Source organism: Mesorhizobium sp. A556 (assembly GCF_054489545.1).
In genome coordinates this window covers 17,328-31,798 of record NZ_JBTMXA010000010.1, presented here as the reverse complement: position 1 = coordinate 31,798, position 14,471 = coordinate 17,328, and the positions used below count along the sequence as shown (strand labels likewise).

The window sequence follows — 14,471 nt, the reverse complement described above, 5'->3', positions numbered from 1 at the left end:
TCTTCTCCTTGTTTTCATTCGTTCGTAGGGGTATGGCGCGTCAGTGCGCGCCCAGTTGTTTCTTGCTGCGCTCTTCGAGGTAAGCGACCAGCCGCACCAGAGGCCAAAGGATGGCGAGGTAGATGACGGCAGCGCCGATCAGCGGCGTCGGATTGGCCATCAAGGCCTGCGCATCGGTTGCCTGCTTCAGCAAATCCGGCATGGCGACGACGGAGGCCAGCGCGGTATCCTTGAACACCGACACGCAATTGCTGGTCAGCGGCGGAATGACGACGCGGATCGCCTGCGGCAGGATCACTTTGCGCATCGAGGTCCAGAACGGCAGGCCGAGCGTCGCCGCCGCCTCGAACTGGCCTTTCGGGATATTCTCGATGCCTGCGCGGCAGACCTCCGCGGTGAAAGCAGCAAGTACCATCGACAGCGCCAGCGCCGCCGAGGTGAAGGACGAGAAGCTGATGCCGACGAACGGTAGCGCATAGTAGATCAGGATCAGCACGACCAGGATCGGCAGCGCGCGGAAAATGTCGATATAGGCGGTGGCGAGACGCCGCAGCGGCTTTGGCGCATAGAGGCGCATCAAGCAGATCGCCAGTCCGGCTAGCATGCCGAAGGCGATGGCCGCGCAGCCGAGCATGATTGTATTACCAAGCCCGCGCAGCAGGATCGGAAACGACCGCACCAGGACGTGCCAGTTGAAGAACGTATCGATCAGTTCCATGGGCTTGGCCTTGTTGGAGCTGGTCTATGGCCGATAGCGGGCCAATAGGGGAAGGTTGTGAAGGCGAGGGTGCCGGGCCGCGATGGATTGGCCCGGTACCGCTGCTGTTTTTACTGAGCCTGCGGAATTTCGCCCGGCGTGACCGTCGAGGTGCCGGCTTCCGGATCGACGCCGAACCACTTCTTGTGGATGGCGGCAAGGGTTCCGTCCGTCTTCATCTCGGTGATGGCGCCGTTGACCTTTTCCAGCATCGGATGGTTCTTCTTCGTCATCATGGCGAAGCGTTCGCCGGTCGGGATGCGGACGAGGATTTTCAGCGCCGGCATTTTCTGGATCGCAAACTGGAAGCCGGCCAATTCGCCGGCGCCGCCATCGATACGGCCGTTCTGGACTTCAAGCAGCAGATCCTGCTGGGCGTTGTAGCTTTTCACTTCGGTAACGCCGAGCTTTTCGGCATTTTCCTTCATGTAGGCGTCGCCGGTCGAGCCGGCGATGACGCCGATGGTCTTGCCCTTGAGGTCCTCGAGCGAGGCGAGGGTGGAGTCGGCCTTGCCGACGATGGTGCCATCGCTGTCATAGTAGGGCTGCGTGAAGGCCTGGTTCTGCAGGCGTTCGTTGGTGATCGAGATCGACGACACGGCGAAGTCGATGCGGCCCGACGCGGTCGCTGCAAACAATGCTTGGAAGCCGAGATCCTGGAACTCGATATCCGCGCCGAGGCGCTTGGCGACATCGGTGGCGACATCGATTTCGAAGCCTTCGAAGCTGCCGGATTCGGTCTTGTATTCCCATGGCGGGTTCGCCGGATAGGCGCCTACCACGATCTTGTCGGCAAAGGCAGGCGCGGCGAAGCCGACGCTTGCGGCGATCACGACGCCAATCAGTCCCAGACGTTTCAACATGTTCTCTCCCTTTGGTTCAGTTATTCGTTGCGGGCCTTTTGTTTTCACCACTTCCAGCCCCCCGCTCTCAAGGGCTGCAGGCGATGCGATGCCTGCCGTCACGAAGCGCGGCGCTCCTCCCGTCCGATGATGTCTTGCAGGGTGACAAGCAGTGCGTCGATGGATGCGTCGTCGGTGACCGGACCCGGCGAAAGCCTGAGCGTGGAACCGCGCGCGTCGCAATAGAGCTGCTCGGCGCGCAACCTCGCCACCACCGCGACAGGGTCGATGCCGGCTGGCAAGGTTAGCATGACGCTGCCGCCGCGCTGCGCGGCATTTAGCGGCGAGCGCACAGCCCATCCGTTTTCCAGCGCATGGCCGATGATCTTTTCGCTCATGGCGACGTTGCGGGCGGCAATGGTGTCGATGCCGGTCTGCATGACCCAATCGAGGCCGGGCAAGGAGGCGATACTGGCCAGGATGGCCGGCGTGCCATGATCGAAACGGCGCGCATCGGAAGCAAAGGCGAAGCGGTCGAGATCCCACGAAAACGGGTTTTCCTGGCTGAACCAGCCGCGCAGTTCCGGCTGGCAGGTTTTCAGCAGATCGGGCGCGACCTGTAGAATGCCGGCGCCCGATGCGCCGCACAGCCATTTCAGCGAACTCGAGACGACAAAATCGACGGGCGTTGCAGCAACGGAAAAGGGCGCGACCCCAACCCCTTGGGTAATGTCGATGCCGACCAGCGAGCCCATCTTGTGGCCATGGGCGGCAAGCAGCTTCACGTCGCAGCGGTGCGAAGCGGTGGAGGTGACGAAGGTCAACAAGGCGAGGCCGACATCGTCCTGCCAGTGCGCCAAAAAGTCCTCGTCGCGGACCCAGCTTTCGCCGGGGCGAAGCGGCACGGTGTCGAGGGTGTAGCCGAAACGGTCGGCTAAACCGGCAAGCAGGAAATGCAGGCTCGGAAAACAATCGCCGGCCACCAGCAGGCGTTTCCCTGCCAGCCGCTCGCGCGGCAAGCCTCCGATTAGGCTGTAAAGCGCTGCCGTCACGTTTTCGGCTGTGGTGAGAGAGTTCTTCGGCGCGTCGATCAACAGGCTCCAGGCGTCGATGAAGCGTTGACGGGCTGCGAGGGACGCCGGCCACTGGCCATCGTTTTCAGCCGACCATATAGCGGAAAACTTGGACAGGGCCGTGACCATGCGTTCGGCTTTGCCCGGAAACGTGCCGATCGAATGATAGAGAAAATAACCTGACATGCCACGTTCCCGGTTCTGTGATCATGTGATCACAGAATTCATCGAGGATCAACTGGGGTCGTTGAGAATGGGCAGGCGTTTTGCAGGAAAGCGGTTGGCGGTGTCGCGCAACCGTTGGAAAAGCTTGGTCTTTGCGCTTGGAGGCCGTTTGATAATTCCCCCTGTCGAGGCAGATGACGCGGTTTTCGGCGGCGCGATAGGCGACGAGCGGAGCGTCTACAGTATGAGCACCGGAAGCGCAGAAACTGCGCCAGATGACCGGCAGGGTGGATTCCAAACGCTCTAGTGCTCGCCGATTGCCGGTGAGGCCGTGTCAGCCCTTGCCAAATGCGGCAAAGTTGACCTGCTTTGGCTCGGGAACCTCCGGGCAGAGCGCCTGCAATGTCTCTTGCGTGGTCCGTATGTCGGCGACCACTTCGTCGCGGGCGCGCACGAAATCGCGCTCCTTCAGCGCCGCGATGATGACGCCGTGCCGCCCCGAGGGCTCCATCGTGCCGGCGCGCATGGAAGGCGCGACGTGTTTGGAAAGCAGGCGCATATAGGGGCCGAAACGCAGCCACAGCGTTTCGATCAACTGGAACAGCACGTCGGAGCCGGAGGCGCGGTAGATGATGAAATGGAACTGCTGGTTCTTGGAAATCAGCTCATAGATGCTGTCGTTGCGCCCGATCGCCTGCTGCTCGGCGGTGATCTGTTGCAGGGTGGCGATGTCGGCGGCACTCAGGCGCGGCGTGCCGAGTTCGGCTGCCAGCCCCTCGACGGCGAGACGCGCCCGGCACAGATCGTCGAGCCGCGCGCGGGTGACGATAGGCACGCAGGCCGACCCGTTCTGCGAAATCTCCAACGCGTTTTCGGCGGCGAGCCGGCGCAGTGCCTCGCGCACCGGCATGTTCGACGTGCCGAAAGCCTCGGCCAGAGACGCGATGGTGAGCGTCTGCCCCGGATCGAAGCTGCCGACCATCAAGGCGTGGCGAAGCTGCTGATAAACGCCGTCCTGGACCGTGCTGCGGCCTGACACCGGTTCAAATACCAAACTCAAAACCGGCCTCGCTTCCCTTCCCGCCCCGAATATGAGAAATCGAAGCATAGTGCTCCGCGAACGGCGTGATCATCTGATCACACATCGGGGAAATCGCCAAGACATTGGTGCGGGCAAGCGTTTTTCGTCGATGTAGGCGGTTCCGAAACGCCCGCCTACAGCCGCACTTGCCAAGGCGGTAACCGACCAAACGCGATGGAAGTGTTTTCAATATTCCCGCCTGTGGCGACAGTTTTTCACACGAGAGGGTTCGCCGCGCAATTGTTTTGGCGGCTGCGAATGGATGAATTCTCGGGATTTTTGCGGCCGTTTTGGCTGGTTTTTGCCTTTTTTCCTGGTTGCGCCTCGGTTTTCCGGCATTTGACGGAGTTTTCGGCGCGTTTTTTGGCTCAATTGTAGCGTGACCGCCGCCTAAGGGCGCATGATGAAGGCGAATGCGGCGCTGGTGGGCAATTGGCTGCGGACAGGCATTCAAACCGGGCGCTTTAAATTCATTTGCATATTCATAACGGTGGTGCCGCATGTTTCTATCGCGAAACCCCATTTCCTTCATGCTTAAACTAATTGCAGATGCATATGTTTTCGTCTAATAGCCTACCAGGGAAAACGGGCCGCTTTCATCGCGCCCCACAGGGAGGAACGGACTCATGGAATCGCAAAAACTTCTGGGCGAAGTCGCCATTCAGCTTCTTTCGGGCGGCATCGAGGTGGTCGATCTGACAGCGTCGCTCGGCCCGGATACGCCGCTGATCAAGCTGCCGCCGGAACTCGCGGTCGATACGCCCAAGGTCGAGATTCATACCATTTCGGCCTACGACAAGAACGGTCCGTGGTGGGCATGGAACTGGCTGAAGCTGGGCGAGCATTCGGGTACGCATTTCGATGCGCCCAAGCACTGGATCACCGGCAAGGACTACGCGGACGGCGCCACCGACACCATTCCGGTGCAGAATTTCGTCGGGCCGGTCAATGTCATCGACTGCTCCAAGGAAGCGGCGGCCGACGCCGATTTCCTGCTCACCGTCGATCACATCAAGGCGTGGGAAGCCGAGCACGGCACTATTAATGCCGGCGAATGGGTGGTGATGCGCACCGACTGGTACAAGCGCAACGGCTCGGAAGCCGAATTCCTCAACGCCAACGAGACCGGACCGCATACGCCTGGGCCGACCGCCGAAGCGATCATCTATCTCATCGACAAGGGGATCAAGGGCTGGGGCAGCGAGACGATCGGTACCGACGCCGGCAAGGCCGGTGGCATGGAGCCGCCATTCCCCGCGCATAGCCTGATGCACAAGGCCAATCGCTACGGCCTGGCCAGCCTGTGCAATCTCGACCGCCTGCCGCCGAAAGGCGCGATCCTGATCGCGGCACCGCTCAAGATCGAGCAAGGCACCGGCAGCCCGATTCGCGCGCTGGCTTTGGTCCACAAGGGCTGATCATCGGCGGTCGCCATGGATCATCTTGATCACATCGTCCTTGGAAGCGGCATCTCGATGCTGTCACCCAAGGGCGACAAGATGCTGGACCGCATCGGCGGCGATGCCTCGATCCTTCCGAGGCTTCGTGGCGGTTCGGGCTTTCTCTTGGCGGGGAGGTTTTAGATGGAACAGAAGCCGGCGGAAAGAAAGCAGCGCATTTCGACGCTCGGTCAGATCGGCCTGCAGCAATTCGCACCCTATCTGATGAACCGCATCATGGGGCGCTACAACGCGACCTTGCGCGATGATTTTCGCAACCAGGGCCTGACCATTCCGCAGGTGCGGACGCTGGCCGTGTTGTCGGTTGCCGACGGCGTCACCGTCAACGACCTGGCGGTCTACACTGTCATCGAGCAATCGACGCTCAGCCGTACGCTGGACGTGCTGGAGGCGCAGGGGCTGGTGCGGCGGGAGCCTTGCGATACGGACAGCAGGGTGCGCAAGGTTTTCCTGACCGATGACGGCCGCACCCAATTCAACTACGCCTGGCCGCCGATGCACGATGCGTTCGAGGCGATGTTCGACGGGATCGATGACGCCGAATACGCGGCGCTGATCACGACCTTGCAGAAGATGCTGACGAACATCCGTCTGCACGACATTTGATCCACAGGCGCTTGCCCGGCGAGCGCGGGAAGCTGGAAGGAGCCATTTGATGGCGGAACGGTCTTTCGTAAAGGAAGTCGAAAAGCTTCGGCTCGGTGCCGGGGAAGAATTTGCGGGCGAGGGCATTCTGGCCATCACCAAGGCGCTGCTCGAATGCGGCGTCGGCTATGTCGGCGGCTATCAGGGCGCGCCGATCAGCCATCTGATGGACGTGCTTGCTGACGCACAGGATATTCTGGGCGAACTCGGCGTGCATTACGAGGCGAGCGCCTCGGAAGCCACCGCCACGGCCATGCTGGCGGCGTCCGTGCACTATCCGATCCGCGGAGCCGTCACCTTCAAATCGACCGTCGGCACCAATGTCGCTTCGGACGCCCTGGCCAATCTGGCCTCCGGCGGCGTCACCGGCGGCGCGCTGATCATCGTCGGCGAGGATTATGGCGAAGGTTCCTCCATCATGCAGGAACGTAGCCACGCCTTCGCCATGAAAAGCCAGGTCTGGCTGCTCGATCCGCGCCCCAACCTGCCGTCCATCGTCAAGGCGGTCGAGGACGGTTTCGAGCTGTCGGAAATTTCGAACACGCCGGTCATGCTTCTGGTGCGCATCCGCTGCTGTCATCTCCATGGGCGCTTCACCGCCAGGGACAACAAGCGCCCGTCGATGACGGTCGCCGACGCGCTCGACGCACCGCGTCGCGACACCGCGCGCATCGTTTTGCCGCCGGCTTCCTTCCTGCACGAGAAGGAAAAGATCGAAAAACGCTGGCCGGCTGCGGTCGATTTCATCCGGCGCAACAAGATCAACGAGTTTTTCGGGCCGGAGAACGGCCGGGTCGGCATCGTCTGCCAGGGCGGCATGTATAATGGCGTCATCCGCGCGCTGCAGCGCATCGGCCTCGCCGATAATTACGGCGAAACCGACGTGCCGCTCTATGTGCTCAACGCCGTCTATCCGTTGGTGGACGACGAGTTTCTGTCTTTCTGTGAAGGCAAGGATTCCGTACTCGTGGTCGAGGAAGGCCAGCCGAACTACATCGAGCAGTCTTTTTCATCGATGATGCATAAGGCCGAACGTGGCACCAGGATCGTCGGCAAGGAACATCTGCCGATGGCCGGTGAATATACCGGCCAGGTGATGCTCGACGGCATCGGCTCGTTCTTGCGGGCAAATGCGCCGCAGATGCTGTCGGCGGAAGTGCGTGCGCCCAACAAGATCGGCAACGGCGATGTCATTCCCGACCTGACCAATGTCGTGCCGGGCCGCCCGCCGGGTTTCTGCATAGGCTGCCCGGAGCGGCCGATTTTCGCCGCCACCAAGCTGGTCGAGCAGGAACTGGGCCAGCATCACATCGCCTCCGATATCGGCTGCCACCTGTTCTCGATCATGCCGCCCTTCGAACTCGGCGCGACCACTATGGGTTATGGGCTCGGGCCGGCATCCGCCTCGGCGTTCAATTCGCCGGAAGCCAAGCGGCGTTCGATCTCCTTCGTTGGTGATGGCGGTTTCTGGCACAACGGCCTGACCTCCTCGATCGGCAACGCCGTGTTCAACAAGAATGACGGCGTTATCGTCATCGTCGATAATTTCTATTCGGCGGCGACCGGCGGCCAGGACATTCTGTCATCGCGGGCCGACAACCGATCGAAATCGACCAAGCATCCAATCGACAAGGCGGTGGAGGGCATGGGTGTCAAATGGATACGCCACATCGACCGCACCTACGACGTGCCGAAAATGCAGGCCATTCTGAAGGAAGCGCTGACCACCGAGGAGAAGGGGCCAAAAGTCATCGTCGCCTCGTCGGAATGCATGCTGAACCGGCAGCGCCGCGAAAAGCCGCTGGTCGCTCAGGCGATCAAGGTCGGCACCCGAGTCGTCAAGCCGAAATTCGGCATCGATGAAGATATCTGCACGGGCGATCACGCCTGCATGAGGCTGTCCGGCTGCCCGTCGCTGTCAGTGAAAACGCTGGACGATCCGCTGCGCGACGATCCGGTCGCTCATATCGACCAGACCTGCGTTGGCTGCGGCAATTGCGGCGAGGTCGCCGATGCGGCGGTGCTCTGTCCGTCTTTCTACCGCGCCGATGTGGTGCATAATCCGAGCGGCTCCGACCGCTTCCTCGAAAAGATACGCGGCAAGACCATCGGCGCCTTGCAGCGCCGTCGCGAAAGCCGCCGCTTGGTGTTCGCCAATGCTTGACCTTGTTTCACCGACGCGTGCCGCATCAGACGATGCCGTCATCAAGCTTGCCGTTATGGCGGTGGGCGGGCAGGGCGGCGGCGTGCTGGCCGACTGGATCACCGACGTTGCCGAGCGCAACGGCTATGTCGCGCAATCCACCTCCGTGGCTGGCGTGGCGCAGCGCACCGGCGCCACTATCTATTATATCGAAATGTGCCGGGACACTGGGCGCATGCCGGTGTTCGCGCTGTCGCCTTCGCAGGGCGACGTCGATATTCTGATGGCGGCCGAACTGATGGAAGCCGGCCGCGCCATCATTCGTGGCTTCGTCACGCCCGAGCGTACCACGCTGATCGCCTCGTCTCATCGCATCGCCGCCGTTTCGGAAAAGGTAGCGCCGGGCGATGGCAGGGCGTCGTCGCAAAAGGTAATCGAGACGGCGGAAGCCGCGTCCAAACGCTTCATCTCCTTCGACATGGAAAAGATCGCGGTCGATAATGGCTCGATGATCTCGGCCAGCCTGCTCGGTGCGCTGGGTGGATCGGGCGCGCTGCCGTTCCCGCGCAAAAGCTACGAACAGGCGATCGGTGCCGGCGGGCGCGGCGTGAAGGCCAGCCTTGCCGCCTTTGGCGCGGGCTTTGACCGCGTGCGGGGCGGTGCCTCACCTGTGGCGTCTGGCCCGGTAGCTTCGGTTTCCACGGCGGAGCATGCCGCGATTTTGGGGCCGGTGAGTGGCCCGCAAAAACTGCTGAGCGGTTGGCAAGCGCTTGCTGACCGGGTTGCCGCGCTGCCCGGGCCCGTCCGCGATATGGCGCGGCGCGGCCTGCAAAAGGTGGTCGATTACCAGGACCTTGCCTATGGCCGCGACTATCTCGACCGGCTCGACCAGGCCGTGGCGCTGGACAGCGAGGGCCAAGGCTACAGGCTGTCGATCTCGGCGGCAAAGCATCTCGCCAATGCGCTGTGCTACGACGACATGATCCGCGTCGCCGATTTGAAAACGCGCTCGACGCGCGGCACGCGGGTGCGCCGCGAGGTCGGCGTGAAGGAAGGTTCGATCCTTCAGGTGACGGAATATTTCCATCCGCGCATCGAGGAGTTCTGCGGCACGCTGCCGGCGGGGCTGGGGCGCTATATCGAGGCACGGCCGAAGCTTGCAGGGTGGCTGGATCGCCGCATCAACCATGGTCGCCGTATCCGGACAGACAGCTTCGTCGGCTTTGCCGGGCTGTGGTTCATCGGCGGCCTGCGTCGTTGGCGGCGGTCGCTGCTGCGCCACAAGGTGGAAGCAGCACATCTGGAGCACTGGTATCGGTTGGCGCTGGACCATGTGCCTGCGGACTACGCGCTCGGCGTCGAAATTCTCGATTGCCGCCGGCTGATCAAGGGCTACAGCGATACCCATGTTCGCGGGCAGTCGAAATTCGACCGCGTGCTGTCCAGCCTGGAGCTTCTCGAAGGTCGCGACGACGCCGCCGACTGGATAAGGCGTCTGCGCGAAGCAGCGCTCAAGGACGAGAAGGGGGACATGCTGGATGGCGCGCTGAAAACGGTGGCTTCGCTTTAGCACGCCACCTGCTTGGCCGCTCAACTCATCAGAAGGCTGCCTGGCGCGAACGATCGTGATGGGGGAGCGCCCCCGACGGCTGCTGATGCTGAAGCAATCTGTGAGGCAGAACTGCGCCCCACGATGCGTTTCGTCGCTGTGAAAAGCGGCATTGGTGCAACGAGGCTACCGCATAGATCTTTGACTTTGTAGCCTAATCAGCGGACGCGCTCGGACACTGGCCTTGCGACCAGCATGTTGCGGTTGGCGATTTTGATGTGAATGGCGATCTCGTTCTGCTGGGCGCCGAATGTGCGGGATGTGAGTTTGCCGTCGTTGATCCTCTTGATGCGGGAGATGACGGGGAACAGTAACGCGGTACAGGTTGAAGCTGACAATGTCGGTTCCGGCCAACTCCCTGGCAAACAGGCTGTTGCGACGTCCGTCCTCGGATCGCCGGACGATCAAGCCGAAACGCCGGCCTTCGTAAACGCCTTCGCTGTATCCCTCCGCAAGCTTCTCGAAAGCTGCATCGAACTCGGCATACTCCACTTCATTCCACCAGTATTGATCCAACAGACGCGCAGCGCGTCGGCCCGTGGCAGAAACGAAGTCGGCATAGGCAAGGCCTTCGCCGAAGCTCGGAAAACGGAAAGAAGCTTGTGCCGCTAGCCACCGTAGCGCTCGGTTTTGACAATGGAGGGGTCTAAACCGGCCAGCAGCGCGCCATCGGTCGCGATGTTGACGAAACCGTTGGACCCGCAAACGAATACTTGCGTGGGCCATCGGGTAAGCCGCGCTAGAATTTCTCGGACCATCACGCCGTCGATCCGTCGCGCAAAGTCCGATGCGCGGATCGGTCTCTCGCGCGTAATTGCCAGCGCCAAGACGAACGCCGGATCGCTAATTTCGAGGGAATGAAGCTCTTCTGAAAAGAGAACGTCTTCAGCGGTTCGAGCGGACAGGAGTAGCGCTGTCGGCACCAACTGGGCCAGTGCGCGACGCTGCCGGATCATTGCCATCAACGGCACGAGGCCGGAGCCTGCCCCGATCAACAGCACTGCGTCTATCGCAGGTTCAGGCCATAGGAAATGGCCGCCGAGCGGACCACGAAGCTCGATTTCGTCGCCGATCGCCGCGACATCGTGAAAGAACGGCGAAACTTCGCCATCCGGCAAGCGCTCGATAGCGAGCTCGACGGTCGGGGACGAGATTGCCGATGACGCGATCGAGTAACTGCGCATCGCACTGTAGCCATCAGGCGCAGTCAGTCGGACATCGACGTGCTGACCTGCAATGTGCGCGAACGGTTTGCTCAACCGAAGGAAGAAGCTCTTGATACTCGGGGTTTGCTGGACGATTTCGTCGATCACGCATGACTGCCACGCGATTTGCGCGCCGTTTTCAGTCATTGGTGTATCGCTGCTCGCGCCACGGATCGCCGTAGATGTGATAGCCATGCAGCTCCCAGAAGCCCGCCTCGTCACGTGTGGTGAACTGCAGCGCATTCACCCACTTGGCGGACTTCCAGAAGTAAAGGTGCGGAACCAGAAGGCGCGCCGGGCCTCCATGATCGCGCGGAAGCGGCTTGCCCGCATAGTTGAGGGCGACCATCGCTTTTCCCGAGAGCAGATCCGCAAGCGGGACGTTTGTCGAATAATTATCGTAGCAGTGCGCCAAGACGAAATCGGTGGGCCGATCGAGCCCTGCATCTGCAAGGATGTCTTCAACGAGTACGCCCTCCCAAACGGTATCCAGCTTGGACCAAGAGGTAACGCAGTGAATGTCTCTGGTCACCTTGGTCTTCGGTAGGGTGTTGAACTCGGCCCAATTCCACGCTTTGACGGGCTTCGGACCGATCTTGATGGTGAATTTCCAGTTGGAGGGCTCGACGCGCGGCGTGGGACCGGCCGTCAGAACGGGGAAGTCCTCCACGAGATGCTGACCCGGCGGAATCCGATCGGACTGGTCACCGCCTGAGCCGCGGCCTATGAATCCTCTGGTGACCATGGTGAACTCCCTTGCTTGTCACGACAGACCGCGACCGGCTTCATTTCAGGATCTTGCGCAAGACCTTTGCACGTATCGCCGCCGAACGGACCGATTGACTGAAACTTAAATTTCCTGATGCGCCTTCAGGATCGCTAAGATCTCGCTCAGTATGAGCCGTGACGATCGAACATAGACTATAGCGTCAGGCCAATATGATTTCCCAATATCCTGTCGCTATAGTTTTCATAGCTTCACATCAGCATTGCAGCACATAGGCGCGGGCCGCCCGTCACTCCCATTCTTTGGCTGCCATGCCTCCGAGCTACGTAAGCGCGACCCATGACTGATGGCGGTAAGGTATAGAAATTATGTCGCTCCGCTATTGGAAATAGCTACCCGCATACCTTCATAGTGTGATGCGAAAAATCTTTGAATCCCGAGTATAGTTCGGAAGAATGTCGATCTGATCGATAAAGACGTCAGGATACTGGGCGCAAACAAGGTCGGAGTTCACGTGCCGTCGCGACGTGCGATCACCGAGCTTCTGCATCGGAATTGGAGGATCAGATGAGCGTGGCCGAACGACAAGCGCCTGAGCTGCGGGTGCAGAAATGGATTGGCGAGGATGGAGAAAGCATTGCGCCGCTCAAGCTGTCGGATTTCGGGACCGGCCCAAAGATCTTGTTCGCCTTCCAGCACTGGTGTCGGGGCTGCCATTTGCATGGGTTTCCGACGCTGCAAAGGCTGCATGGCGCTTTGCGTCCCAAGGGCGTGGGGTTCGCTGTGGTCCAGACCGTTTTCGAAGGAGCGCATGAGAACACCTTCGAGAAGCTGCGCGTGAACCAGCTCAAGTATGAGCTTCCTGTCGCTTTCGGTCATGACGAGCCACCGGTCGGCGCGAGGCTTCCCACATTCATGGAAGATTACGGCACCCGAGGAACGCCTTGGTTCACGGTTATCGATGCTGGCGGCCGAATCGTTTTCTCGGACTTCCATCTCGACGCGGACCGGCTAGTGAAGGAACTGGAGTTATCATAACCAGTGCGGCGTTGGCTCATCCTGATGCCACCCATTTCGTGATGCTCGCCATAGGCTTTGCCGGCGGCATCTATACGCTGCCGATCCTCACAGCCCCTCAAGCGTCGGACACAGCAGCGCTTCAGATTGTCAAGACTGAAGCGCTCTACGCAGGGAGCCTCGTTCGCAATCTCAAAGGCAGCGACCTGCTTCATTGGGGGAAGGCGAAATCCGGGTCTCGCGCAATCTGATCGCACACCTGGGACGTTTCGCCCGGCGCGATCAGCGCTATGATGTCCTTCTACTTTGATTTGATGCCGTTGCCAAAATAGTAGGTCCGATCGGTTGCGTCCCTAAGGTCGGTGGGGCTGATCGTCAGTTCCCCCTCTGCCGGGCGGCGAACGTCGCGCTGCGTCGCGACCCAGGCATCGGCAGACTGGAGTGTCGAAAGCACGCTTTCGGCGCCCTTGACGAGATAGTGGCCGGGAATAATCGCCTTGGGACGATATCGCGCCTTGATCGCCTCAATATCCTCATAGGTGAGGATGTGCTGCGAGTCGTCGATCGGCAGGATCATGACGTCGGCGTTCATCAAGTGGCGGTCCAACGCGGCCGACGGCACAGGCCGGTTGTCACCCCAATCGACAATACGTAAGCCGCCAGTCTCGATAAGCTGAAGCGTGTTGTCGAAGGCAAGCGGGTTGTCCGGCGGGCAGAAACTCGCACCGAGCTCGCCCGCGAGTTCGTCCCATTTTACGTCGCCTTCCGAATGGCACTGATGCTTGTCGGCAAGCCCGGTTATTTTCACATCGCCCAATGCAAACGCCCCAATCGGACGTTCGAGCACCATGAGAGCGTGCGGTCGGTGGACCGCATCGTGATCAAAATGTGCGTGCGTGGATATGACCAGGTCGACGGGAACCTCGGGGAACTCGTGCGGGAACCAATGGCCCCAAGCGCCGCTCGGGTCGTTTCGCCAAGGGTCTAGCAAGACCGTGATGCCGCTCGGCGACGTGATCTTGAAGGCCATGTGCGCATAAAACTCGATCTTGACCGAACCCGCCTCGGCCGGGTCGCCGCCGCGCGTCTGCGCCGCGATCAGCGCATTGTTGTTCTCGGGAAACTGGTAGCCGCGCGAACCTTCAACGACTTGCGCCAGCGCCGGACTGCTCGCCAAGAGCAGGAGGCCGGTCATAAGATGTCTGATCATGGTTCTATGTTCCTTTATGGTATTGCATGGCGGCTCCTGTCGGCGGCGACGCGCGGACAGGAGCCGGGACGGGGGAAGTGACAGGTATAGCCGCCAGGCCGCTTCTCCAGATAATCCTGGTGCTCCGGTTCGGCCTCCCAGAAATCGCCGACCGGCTCGACCTCAGTGACAACTTTGCCATCCCACAGCCCGGAGGCATCCACATCGGCGATCGTATCCTCGGCGACTCGCTTCTGCTCCTCGTCGACGTAATAGATGCCCGACCGGTAGGAGAGCCCACGATCATTGCCCTGGCGGTTCTTCGTCGTCGGATCGTGGATCTGGAAAAAGTATTCCAGGATGTTCCGGTAGCTCGTCACCGCCGGGTCGAAGATGATCTCGATCCCCTCGGTATGCGTGCCGTGATTGCGATAAGTGGCGTTCGGAACATCGCCGCCGGTGTAGCCAACACGAGTCGAGACGATGCCGGGCTGCTTGCGAATTAGGTCCTGCATGCCCCAGAAACATCCGCCTGCGAGAACAGCGCGCTGATGCATG

The 14,471-nt window shown here is 60.8% G+C and carries 16 protein-coding genes; 7 read left to right on the top strand and 9 right to left on the bottom strand.

The window, feature by feature from the left end:
* Positions 1 to 40: 40 nt before the first annotated feature.
* The 5 genes from ACX3P0_RS18400 to ACX3P0_RS18380 all read right to left on the bottom strand — a co-directional run bounded on the left by ACX3P0_RS18400 (position 41) and on the right by ACX3P0_RS18380 (position 4,450).
* On the bottom strand, positions 41 to 718 hold the full coding sequence (locus tag ACX3P0_RS18400) for an amino acid ABC transporter permease (RefSeq protein WP_459090709.1): 678 nt from the start codon (positions 716 to 718) through the stop codon (positions 41 to 43).
* Positions 719 to 828: 110 nt separating this feature from the next.
* A complete protein-coding gene (locus ACX3P0_RS18395) occupies positions 829 to 1,620 on the bottom strand; it encodes an ABC transporter substrate-binding protein (RefSeq protein WP_459090707.1) in 792 nt (263 codons plus the stop codon).
* Positions 1,621 to 1,718: 98 nt separating this feature from the next.
* Positions 1,719 to 2,858: an aminotransferase class V-fold PLP-dependent enzyme gene (locus ACX3P0_RS18390; protein WP_459090705.1), complete on the bottom strand. Its 1,140-nt coding sequence runs from the start codon at positions 2,856 to 2,858 to the stop codon at positions 1,719 to 1,721.
* 313 nt (positions 2,859 to 3,171) lie between these two features.
* Positions 3,172 to 3,897 carry a GntR family transcriptional regulator gene (locus tag ACX3P0_RS18385; RefSeq protein WP_459090703.1) on the bottom strand — a complete coding sequence of 242 codons (726 nt, stop codon included), beginning with the start codon at positions 3,895 to 3,897 and terminating at the stop codon, positions 3,172 to 3,174.
* A complete protein-coding gene (locus tag ACX3P0_RS18380; protein WP_459090701.1) occupies positions 3,881 to 4,450 on the bottom strand; it encodes a hypothetical protein in 570 nt (189 codons plus the stop codon). The genes ACX3P0_RS18385 and ACX3P0_RS18380 overlap by 17 nt, the downstream gene beginning before the upstream one ends.
* A gap of 94 nt (positions 4,451 to 4,544) precedes the next feature.
* On the opposite strand from ACX3P0_RS18380, the gene ACX3P0_RS18375 reads away from it, so the two are divergent.
* The 6 genes from ACX3P0_RS18375 (at position 4,545) to ACX3P0_RS18350 (ending at position 10,387) form a co-directional block, all read left to right on the top strand.
* The gene (locus tag ACX3P0_RS18375; protein WP_459090699.1) at positions 4,545 to 5,336 is read left to right on the top strand and encodes a cyclase family protein; all 792 of its coding nucleotides are present in this window, start codon (positions 4,545 to 4,547) and stop codon (positions 5,334 to 5,336) included.
* Between the two features lie 15 nt (positions 5,337 to 5,351).
* Positions 5,352 to 5,501 (top strand): hypothetical protein, encoded by a 150-nt coding sequence (locus ACX3P0_RS18370; protein ID WP_459090697.1) that lies wholly within the window; start codon positions 5,352 to 5,354, stop codon positions 5,499 to 5,501.
* A complete protein-coding gene (locus ACX3P0_RS18365) occupies positions 5,502 to 5,984 on the top strand; it encodes a MarR family winged helix-turn-helix transcriptional regulator (RefSeq protein ID WP_459090695.1) in 483 nt (160 codons plus the stop codon).
* Between the two features lie 49 nt (positions 5,985 to 6,033).
* Positions 6,034 to 8,187: a thiamine pyrophosphate-dependent enzyme gene (locus ACX3P0_RS18360; RefSeq protein WP_459090693.1), complete on the top strand. Its 2,154-nt coding sequence runs from the start codon at positions 6,034 to 6,036 to the stop codon at positions 8,185 to 8,187.
* On the top strand, positions 8,180 to 9,736 hold the full coding sequence (locus ACX3P0_RS18355) for an indolepyruvate oxidoreductase subunit beta family protein (protein WP_459090691.1): 1,557 nt from the start codon (positions 8,180 to 8,182) through the stop codon (positions 9,734 to 9,736). Before ACX3P0_RS18360 ends, ACX3P0_RS18355 begins: the two co-directional genes overlap by 8 nt.
* Before the next feature lie 261 nt (positions 9,737 to 9,997).
* Entirely contained in the window at positions 9,998 to 10,387 is a 390-nt protein-coding gene (locus ACX3P0_RS18350) for a hypothetical protein (protein ID WP_459090689.1), read from the top strand.
* Here the strand turns inward: ACX3P0_RS18350 and ACX3P0_RS18345 are convergent.
* Together ACX3P0_RS18345 and ACX3P0_RS18340 are read right to left on the bottom strand one after the other, a co-directional pair.
* A complete protein-coding gene (locus tag ACX3P0_RS18345; RefSeq protein WP_459081186.1) occupies positions 10,384 to 11,127 on the bottom strand; it encodes a ferredoxin reductase in 744 nt (247 codons plus the stop codon). The genes ACX3P0_RS18350 and ACX3P0_RS18345 overlap by 4 nt on opposite strands.
* Complete coding sequence (locus tag ACX3P0_RS18340; RefSeq protein ID WP_459081185.1) at positions 11,120 to 11,725, bottom strand: sulfite oxidase-like oxidoreductase; 606 nt, start codon at positions 11,723 to 11,725, stop codon at positions 11,120 to 11,122. The genes ACX3P0_RS18345 and ACX3P0_RS18340 overlap by 8 nt, the downstream gene beginning before the upstream one ends.
* Positions 11,726 to 12,274: 549 nt before the next feature.
* Between ACX3P0_RS18340 and ACX3P0_RS18335 the strand changes: the two genes are divergently transcribed.
* The gene (locus ACX3P0_RS18335) at positions 12,275 to 12,745 is read left to right on the top strand and encodes a peroxiredoxin family protein (RefSeq protein WP_459090687.1); all 471 of its coding nucleotides are present in this window, start codon (positions 12,275 to 12,277) and stop codon (positions 12,743 to 12,745) included.
* A gap of 280 nt (positions 12,746 to 13,025) precedes the next feature.
* Here ACX3P0_RS18335 and ACX3P0_RS18330 read toward each other — a convergent pair whose 3' ends face one another.
* Complete coding sequence (locus ACX3P0_RS18330) at positions 13,026 to 13,934, bottom strand: MBL fold metallo-hydrolase (RefSeq protein ID WP_459090685.1); 909 nt, start codon at positions 13,932 to 13,934, stop codon at positions 13,026 to 13,028.
* Positions 13,935 to 13,948: 14 nt separating this feature from the next.
* The gene (msrA, locus tag ACX3P0_RS18325) at positions 13,949 to 14,470 is read right to left on the bottom strand and encodes a peptide-methionine (S)-S-oxide reductase MsrA (RefSeq protein ID WP_459090683.1); all 522 of its coding nucleotides are present in this window, start codon (positions 14,468 to 14,470) and stop codon (positions 13,949 to 13,951) included.
* Position 14,471: the final 1 nt, after the last annotated feature.

Excerpts from the sequence above, each read along its gene's own strand:
- ACX3P0_RS18400 (WP_459090709.1), bottom strand. The coding sequence starts at position 718 with ATGGAACTGATCGATACGTTCTTCAACTGGCACGTCCTGGTGCGGTCG.
- ACX3P0_RS18370 (WP_459090697.1), top strand. The coding sequence starts at position 5,352 with ATGGATCATCTTGATCACATCGTCCTTGGAAGCGGCATCTCGATGCTG.
- msrA (WP_459090683.1), bottom strand. The coding sequence starts at position 14,470 with ATGCATCAGCGCGCTGTTCTCGCAGGCGGATGTTTCTGGGGCATGCAG.
- ACX3P0_RS18330 (WP_459090685.1), bottom strand. The coding sequence starts at position 13,934 with ATGATCAGACATCTTATGACCGGCCTCCTGCTCTTGGCGAGCAGTCCG.
- ACX3P0_RS18345 (WP_459081186.1), bottom strand. The coding sequence starts at position 11,127 with ATGACTGAAAACGGCGCGCAAATCGCGTGGCAGTCATGCGTGATCGAC.
- ACX3P0_RS18395 (WP_459090707.1), bottom strand. The coding sequence starts at position 1,620 with ATGTTGAAACGTCTGGGACTGATTGGCGTCGTGATCGCCGCAAGCGTC.
- ACX3P0_RS18335 (WP_459090687.1), top strand. The coding sequence starts at position 12,275 with ATGAGCGTGGCCGAACGACAAGCGCCTGAGCTGCGGGTGCAGAAATGG.
- ACX3P0_RS18365 (WP_459090695.1), top strand. The coding sequence starts at position 5,502 with ATGGAACAGAAGCCGGCGGAAAGAAAGCAGCGCATTTCGACGCTCGGT.
- ACX3P0_RS18390 (WP_459090705.1), bottom strand. The coding sequence starts at position 2,858 with ATGTCAGGTTATTTTCTCTATCATTCGATCGGCACGTTTCCGGGCAAA.
- ACX3P0_RS18355 (WP_459090691.1), top strand. The coding sequence starts at position 8,180 with ATGCTTGACCTTGTTTCACCGACGCGTGCCGCATCAGACGATGCCGTC.
- ACX3P0_RS18350 (WP_459090689.1), top strand. The coding sequence starts at position 9,998 with ATGGCGATCTCGTTCTGCTGGGCGCCGAATGTGCGGGATGTGAGTTTG.
- ACX3P0_RS18360 (WP_459090693.1), top strand. The coding sequence starts at position 6,034 with ATGGCGGAACGGTCTTTCGTAAAGGAAGTCGAAAAGCTTCGGCTCGGT.
- ACX3P0_RS18375 (WP_459090699.1), top strand. The coding sequence starts at position 4,545 with ATGGAATCGCAAAAACTTCTGGGCGAAGTCGCCATTCAGCTTCTTTCG.
- ACX3P0_RS18380 (WP_459090701.1), bottom strand. The coding sequence starts at position 4,450 with ATGAAGGAAATGGGGTTTCGCGATAGAAACATGCGGCACCACCGTTAT.
- ACX3P0_RS18340 (WP_459081185.1), bottom strand. The coding sequence starts at position 11,725 with ATGGTCACCAGAGGATTCATAGGCCGCGGCTCAGGCGGTGACCAGTCC.